Here is a 4,891-nt window from a genome sequence, read left to right as displayed (position 1 = left end):
AGATGTCACGCTTTGGTATTAAAGCCGCTTTGGGTAAGGAGTGTTTCGAAGGAAGTGAGGGTTTGGCCCATATCACCGCCATCGTTTTCAAAAGGGTTGGGCGTTGATGTGGCTAAAAGCGCCTTTTGGATGGATGGATCGTAGGTTTCGAGCGTGGCGCCCAGGGCTGCAGCCTCCACATAGGCGCTTCCCCCCAGAAGTGCGTTGAGGCTTGAAGAGGAGGCAGTGGCATCAGAACTATCCGACTCCTCTCCCTGGATCAGATCGAAAAGTTCCCTTTGGGATTCCAGAAGCAGCACCGCCACCTCCTCCTGACTGATCTCGTCATCCCCATCCAGATCCAATTGGTTGAACTCAGCAGGGACCAAAAGGGTTTCCAGGCTTTCAACCGCAGCAGAACTCCCCCCCAGAGCTGTTTCAGCTTCAATGAGATCGTTTAAAAAACCATCTTCTTTCTCTTGATCATCCGAGGTGTCGGCCAGCAGGGTGGCGACGTTTTCCAATCCGAGGAGCTGCGTCAGCAGATTCATGGCATTGATCCAGGTGGCGGGATGGAGAGAAGAGTTCTTTCTCTCTTTTCGACACCAGGCGCCACTTTCTTGAGTACAAAACGGTCTGTTCTATCGTGGGAGCAGCATGGTCTGCTTGGAGCTATGCAGGAAGGTTGGCTGGATACGGAATGGGAGAGGGAGGGGAGAGGGAGGAAAAATCGAGGGGGGAGGTGGATGAGTGGTGTTTTTCACCTCCTCTGGAAAGCCCGTTGGGACGAACGTTCCAGAGGAAGTGGCATCATCAGAGTGTCCGAGGCGGTGGGGCAGGTGATTTCGCCTCTGGAGATAAAAACCGCCGGGAATGAGATCAGGAGCCGGATGTGAAAGGGTTGTCCAAAATCAGGGTTTGATCTCGATCCGGCCCCGTGGAAAGCACCGCTACCGGGATCCCCATCAAGGCCTCCAGGCGGCGGATATAATCCTGTGCCGCTTGCGGGAGATCATCGAAAGATTTGGTGCCCACAGTGGATTCACTCCAGCCGGGCATCTCTTCGTAGACCGGTACGCAGAGATCAAGCACCGACGGGTCGCTGGGCATGGCGTCCAGGGGTTGGCCGTTGCGGGTATAGCTGGTGCAGATACGAATTTTTTCCAGGCCATCCAGTACATCGAGCTTGGTGAGCGCCACCCCGGAAATACCGCTGGAACGAATGGCGTGTTGCACCACGACGGCGTCAAACCAGCCACAACGTCGGGAGCGGCCGGTCGTGGCACCGAATTCATGGCCTTTCTGGCCCAAGTGCTCCCCAACGGCATCGTTGAGTTCAGTGGGGAAGGGACCACTGCCCACCCGGGTGGTGTAGGCTTTGGTCACCCCCATGACATAGTCGATGGCGGTAGGGCCGACGCCGGAACCGATGCAGGCGCTGCCAGCTACCGTGGAAGAGGAGGTAACGAAGGGGTAGGTGCCGTGATCCACATCCAGCATGTTGCCCTGGGCGCCTTCGAACAGAATGGATTGTCCATCTCCCATCGCTTTGGCCAGATAGAGCCCGACATCTTCAACGTAAGGAGAGAGGGTTTCGGCCATGCGGAGGAATTCGTCCCGCAGGTTTTCGAAGTTGAAGGTGGGGGCGCCGTGATAATTTTCCAGCACAAAATTGTGATAGGCGAGATTTTCCCGCAATTTGATTTCAAAAAGCTCCCGGTTGAGGAGATCGGCCACCCGAATGCCCCGACGGGCAACCTTGTCTTCGTAGGCGGGACCAATCCCCCGACCTGTGGTGCCTATCTTGCCTTTGCCTTTACGTTTTTCCCGGGCCAGATCAAGCTCCCGGTGGTAGGGCATGATCAGATTGGCCAGAGAGGAAATTTTAAAATTGACGCCGCTGACGGCGACCCCAAGGCGGGCAAGTTCCTGAATTTCGCTGATAAGGGCGGCAGGATCAATCACCACGCCATTGCCGATGATGCACACTTTTTCCGAACGGATGATGCCCGAGGGGATGAGGTGGAGGATATATTTTTTACCTTCCACCACCAGGGTGTGGCCGGCATTGTGACCGCCTTGAAAACGGACGGCCACGTCTGCAAATTCGGTCAGGAGGTCGACGATTTTGCCTTTGCCTTCGTCGCCCCACTGGGTGCCTGCAATGATGACGTTGGACATGTGAGGATCCAATCACGACTTGATTAAGAGTGGTTTTTATGGCGCAAGCGCCCCTGTCCGATGCTGACGCACCGAATCCCAAAGGGAACGTTGTACAGTAAGAAACGAGCCAAGCCAAGCCAATTTGCAGTAAAAAAAAAGAATCGGGCTGGTTTGGATTGGAAGGTGTATGCTTTTCACAGGTGTGGAGACGCCTTGTTCCTAGCCCGTTTGGTGAGTCTGGCCTCAGGGAATACAGGGTGACTCTCTGAGGGCGCTGAAGTTTTTTTCAGGTTTTATTTGGTCCTGGTGGGGAGCATTTTTGCATGGTTTTTCAAAAGCTGGATTTTCAAGCTGGAGAGGGGAAGGCATGATCATACCGGTGGTACTTTCCGGCGGAGCCGGAACCCGTTTGTGGCCACTTTCCCGGGAGGACTATCCCAAACAGTTTCTTCCCATTGGTGGGGATGTGCCGTTGATCCAAGCCACGATCCAGCGTCTGGAAGGGCTGCAGGATCTGGGGCCACCGATTTTGGTTTGTAATGAGGCCCACCGGTTTTTGGCAGCGGAGCAGATGCGCCAACTGGAAATTTCCGGGGGGTCGATCTTGTTGGAACCGGTGGGCCGCAACACAGCTCCGGCTGTGGCGTGTGCTGCCCTTCACGCCAAAAAGCACCATCCCCAGGCCCTGATTTTGGTGCTGCCTGCGGACCACCTGATTCAGGATATCGCCGCTTTTCATCGTGCTGTTGATCTGGGCAGAATCCGGGCTGAGGCGGGCCACTTGGTGACCTTCGGCATTGTGCCTGGTTGGCCTGAAACAGGCTACGGCTACATCAAGAGGGGGGCTCCCCTTGGGGATGAGACGACAGAAGCCACACAATCTGTATATGAGGTGGATCGATTCGTTGAAAAGCCGGATCAAAAACGCGCGGAGGCCTATCTTCAGGAGGGGGGGTATGATTGGAATTCGGGTATGTTTTTGTTTCGAGCCGATCGCTATCTGGAAGAACTGAAACGGCTGAACCCCCAGATGGCTGAGGCCTGTCACAAGGCTTATGACGGGGCGGTTCTGGATCTTGATTTTTTACGTCTGGCCCCGGAGGCTTTCAGCGCATCACCCAAGGATTCCATCGACTATGCGGTGATGGAAAAGACCAAACGCGGCGTAGTCGTGCCCCTGGACGCAGGTTGGAGCGATGTCGGGGCCTGGTCTGCTCTATGGGAGATTGCCAAGCGGGATGGGGATGGCAATGTGACGGTCGGGGATGTGGTGACCGAGGATGTCAAAGAGAGCTATCTATCCAGTTCCCATCGTTTGGTGGCAGCGGTCGGGTTATCGGGGCATGTCGTGATAGAAACGGCTGATGCGGTTTTGGTCGCCCCCAAGGATCGGGTAGGGGAGGTGAAGGGGTTGGTGGAAGCTCTAAAAAAAGCAGGCCGGACAGAGCCTGAACACCACCGCAAGGTCTATCGGCCTTGGGGCTCTTACGAAACAGTCGATATCGCCTCCAGATTTCAGGTCAAACGGATCGTCGTCAAGCCCGGAGCCATCCTCTCCCTGCAAATGCACCACCACCGCTCTGAGCACTGGGTTGTGGTTCGGGGAACTGCCCAGGTGACCAAAGGGGAAGAGGTGTTTTTATTGGTGGAGGGGCAATCCACCTACATTCCTGTGGGGAAGAAACACCGCCTGGAAAATGCCGGCAAGATTCCCCTGGAGTTGATTGAGGTCCAGTCCGGATCCTATCTGGGTGAGGATGACATCGTTCGTTTTGACGACCGCTATGGTCGCTGACAATACCCGCTTTCGTACTGCACCCCTGGCCTGTTTAAAAAAATATTGCTCGACACTTTCACCCCATCGGCTGATGGGACTGCGCGCGAACGAATACTGGCTCGGGATGCTGCGAGTTGAAAGCAGATTGAGAGTGAGTCCAAAGCTTGACTGGATTCTTGACAGCTCTTTTTTTGACAGCGGGGTCGGATCTTGACCCAGTCAGACCGCTTGCATTCTTTCCATGGTTTGACGACCGTACTCCCAAGCGAGAAGACAGACGAAGACAAAACCGCCCAGAACCAACAGCTCCCGAAGTACGAACAAAATTTTTACGGTCATTTGGGCTTTTCCAAAGGGTGAGGGTGAAAGAGGATACCGGAGGTATTTAAGCAAGGAAGCTGCCAAGGAGCCTTAAAATCGAATGGGGGCTTGGATATCAAATGAAATTTCAGGGCTCGGCTGTAGCTGTGTTGAAGAGAGGCTTCAATCAGGCTACAGGCCATTGGATTTCTCCCCCATGGAACGGCTTCCACGGCATGCATAATCCTTGACCCACCCCCCTCTCCATGCTTCAATGACCAGTTCGGGCCGTTAGCTCAGCTGGCAGAGCAGCTGACTCTTAATCAGCGGGTCCACAGTTCGAACCTGTGACGGCCCACCAAATATTTCAAGGGGTTACGTGAAATCGTAGCCCCTTGTTTTGCCTCTTGTCTAATATTTTCGTAACTATTCAGCACCCTGCCGCAAATAATGTAAAACGGTGTAAAACGGCAAATCATTTGGCACCGTTCTGCAAACCATTTGGCACCGTTTTTGGTTTTGGACCCTGAAAAAACGGCAAACCATTTGTCAGTCGGGTGTCTAAAATCTGCATGTGACTTGGCACTCAAAAAAAATCCGGCCCCCATCATGAGGCCGGATTTTTTGTTTTTGGGGTTGGCTTGAGGGATGCGGATCAGACGATCTTCAAGC

Annotated in this window: 3 protein-coding genes and 1 tRNA gene; 2 read left to right on the top strand and 2 right to left on the bottom strand. The window is 54.3% G+C overall.

Going from position 1 to position 4,891, the window contains the following annotated elements; translation table 11 throughout:
- Positions 1-5 precede the first annotated feature (5 nt).
- Entirely contained in the window at positions 6-530 is a 525-nt protein-coding gene (locus HQL52_19955; GenBank protein MBF0371716.1) for a hypothetical protein, read from the bottom strand.
- Positions 531-858: 328 nt separating this feature from the next.
- The gene (locus HQL52_19950) at positions 859-2,160 is read right to left on the bottom strand and encodes an adenylosuccinate synthase (protein ID MBF0371715.1); all 1,302 of its coding nucleotides are present in this window, start codon (positions 2,158-2,160) and stop codon (positions 859-861) included.
- 349 nt (positions 2,161-2,509) lie between these two features.
- Between HQL52_19950 and HQL52_19945 the strand changes: the two genes are divergently transcribed.
- Positions 2,510-3,937: a mannose-1-phosphate guanylyltransferase/mannose-6-phosphate isomerase gene (locus HQL52_19945; protein MBF0371714.1), complete on the top strand. Its 1,428-nt coding sequence runs from the start codon at positions 2,510-2,512 to the stop codon at positions 3,935-3,937.
- Between the two features lie 567 nt (positions 3,938-4,504).
- A tRNA-Lys gene (locus HQL52_19940) sits at positions 4,505-4,580 on the top strand.
- Positions 4,581-4,891 lie beyond the last annotated feature (311 nt).

It is taken from the genome of Magnetococcales bacterium, from assembly GCA_015232395.1.
Lineage (GTDB): Bacteria > Pseudomonadota > Magnetococcia > Magnetococcales > JADFZT01 > JADFZT01.
Note: the sequence above shows the minus strand (reverse complement) of the source record. Positions and strands in the feature narration are given on the sequence as shown.